This is a genomic window from Mesorhizobium sp. M7A.F.Ca.CA.002.09.1.1 (genome assembly GCF_003998555.1).
In the GTDB taxonomy this organism is placed as follows: Bacteria; Pseudomonadota; Alphaproteobacteria; order Rhizobiales; family Rhizobiaceae; genus Mesorhizobium; species Mesorhizobium ciceri.
This window is the reverse complement of the sequence record NZ_RZRR01000894.1, coordinates 1-2,266: the sequence shown is the minus strand read 5'-3', so window position 1 is coordinate 2,266 and position 2,266 is coordinate 1. Positions and strand designations below refer to the sequence as shown.

Genomic DNA, 2,266 nt, shown 5'->3' with positions numbered 1-2,266 from the left:
CTCTAGGGCGATGCGGGCCAACGCACCCCGGTTGCGCAGATAACGGCGCACGATTAGGTCTTTGGCTGGGTGGTTTTCCAGCCAGCCTTCGCCTTTGGACAGCAGCTTGTCGATCTCGGCCTCGCCAACCCAGTAGTGCTTGGCGTCGTCCATCACCGGGATCAGGACATAGAGGTGATTGAGCAGGCTGCTTAGCCGGCCGGTGCCGGTCAGCCTAAGATGACCGTATCGGGGGCCGCCTGTGTTGGATCCAATAGTTTCGATCGGTGTCAGGTCAACGGACCATCCCAAGGGTTCGAACAGACCCCGCACGAGAGCCTCGCCGCCGCGCATCGGCAGCGGGGTCACCACGGTTTCGAGCGGCAGGTCGCTGTCGGCCAGTTGCTGGCGTTCCTTTGATATGCCGGTCATCGCGGTTCGCAGCGCCTTATTCAATGCCACTGACAGGAAGGACGATGCCGCATACGGGCGGTCGTTCACATACTGGTCCAACAAGCCTTCTGCCTGCCCCTTGCCTCGCACTAGCCCTATAGGGTCGACGTCTAGCAGAAGTACGGCCTCGCAACGCTCGTCGGTCGCTTCCGGATAGAACAGCCAAGCCTTGCCGAAGGATAGGTCAGTCTCGTGCAGACGTTCGGGGTGCTTGTGCAGCAAGAAGCCGAGATCTGTGGCCGGACGTTGCGTTGTAGCGACGGAAAGGAACATCGGCGACCGATAACGCAGAACAGCAGAATAACCAATGGCGTTGCGCTGCAATTTATCCAACGCAATACATCCATTTTCCACACGTAACTTTGTCGCGCCGCCAAGAAAAAGGCAGGCGCGTACGCGCCTGCCTTTTTCAATTTCGGGTGGGTGGCCGCAGCGCCTTATGCGGCAGCCGCGACGTCCCGGCTGGCGGCCACGACGGCGTCGACCTTGGCGGTCGCCTTGGCGAGCGCTGCTGTCACCGCGTCAGGGCCCATGCCGACACCTTCGATGCGGATGACATCGACATCGGTCATGCCGAGGAAGCCGAGCACGCCACGCAGGTAGGGAATGGCGTGATCGAACTGCACGGCCGCACCTTCCGAATAGATGCCGCCGGAAGCCAGCACGATATAGACCTTCTTGCCGGTGACCAGACCCTTGGGGCCGTTCTCGCCATAGGCAAAGCTCTTGCCGGAGCGGGAGATGTGGTCGACCCATGACTTCAGGGTCGAGGAGATGTTGAAGTTGATGAAGCCGGTGGCCAGGATCACCGTGTCGGCGGCGAATAGCTCGTCGAGCACGACATCGGAGACGCCGACGACTTCAGCCTGGCGCGGGGTGCGCGCTTCGGCCGGGGTATAGATGCCCGTCGCATAGTCGGCATCGATGTGCGGCAACGGATTGGCGACGAGGTCGCGCACGACGAGCGTGTTCGACGGATCGGCGGCGACGAGCTTTTCGGCGAATTCGGTGGCGATGCGGGTCGAATGCGAGGCAGCGCCGCGCGGGCTCGAAGTGACAAGAAGAATGGACATTTTGGGCTCTCTCCAGCGGTTGGAATGATTTGTCCCGCCAGATATGGGGCTTTCGATCCATTCAATAAACTGGTATATTTTCTATACGATCCATCCATAAGTTGGATATAACGATGCAGCCCAACCCGACGCTCGATCAACTTCAGATCTTTGTGACAGTCGCCGAAGCCGGCAGCTTCTCGGCCGCCGGCCGCAAGCTCAACCGGGCACAGTCCGTCATCAGCTACGGCATCGCCAATCTCGAGGCGCAGCTTGGGCTGAAACTGTTCGAGCGCGAGGGCACGCGCGAGCCGCAATTGACGGAGATCGGCCGGGCAATGCTGGAGGACGCACGGCGCATGATCGGCGTGCTGCAGCGCATCCGCTCGCGCGTCGACGGCCACCACCAGGGGCTCGAGGCCGAGGTCGCGCTGTCGGTCGACGCGACGCTGCCGTCACCGGTGCTGGTTCGGGTGCTGAAGGCATTCGAGGCGCAGTTTCCGACCGTGATGCTGCGGCTGCACATCGGCACGCTCGGCCTGATCCCCGACCATGTCGTCAGCGGTCAGGCCGACCTTGGCATTGGCGGCCTGCTGGGCGATGTCGACGTGAACCTTGTGCGCATCGGCTTCATGTCGATCGTGCTGGCCGCCGCGCCCACCCACCCGCTGGCCTTGCTGCCGAAACCGGTGGCGATCGAGGATGCGCGCGAACACACCCAACTTGTCGTCACCGACCAGTCGGAGCGCACCAAGGGGCGCGACTTCGGCGTCTATGCCTAC

General features: G+C 62.1%; 2 protein-coding genes and 1 pseudogene. 1 reads left to right on the top strand and 2 read right to left on the bottom strand.

Translation table 11 applies throughout. The annotated features are described in order from the left end of the window. Together EN994_RS27975 and EN994_RS27970 are read right to left on the bottom strand one after the other, a co-directional pair. Positions 1 to 765: pseudogene (locus EN994_RS27975) on the bottom strand (3' terminal RNA ribose 2'-O-methyltransferase Hen1); the annotation flags it as partial. Between the two features lie 104 nt (positions 766 to 869). Beyond that, on the bottom strand, positions 870 to 1,505 hold the full coding sequence (locus tag EN994_RS27970) for an FMN-dependent NADH-azoreductase (RefSeq protein WP_024505492.1): 636 nt from the start codon (positions 1,503 to 1,505) through the stop codon (positions 870 to 872). 113 nt (positions 1,506 to 1,618) lie between these two features. Here EN994_RS27970 and EN994_RS27965 point away from each other — a divergent pair. Beyond that, positions 1,619 to 2,266, top strand: a 648-nt coding sequence (locus tag EN994_RS27965; protein ID WP_164746259.1) for a LysR family transcriptional regulator, incomplete at its 3' end; no start/stop codon positions are given.

Bases quoted from the DNA above. Each gene is read 5' to 3' on its own strand.
- EN994_RS27970 (WP_024505492.1), bottom strand. From the start codon at position 1,505: ATGTCCATTCTTCTTGTCACTTCGAGCCCGCGCGGCGCTGCCTCGCAT.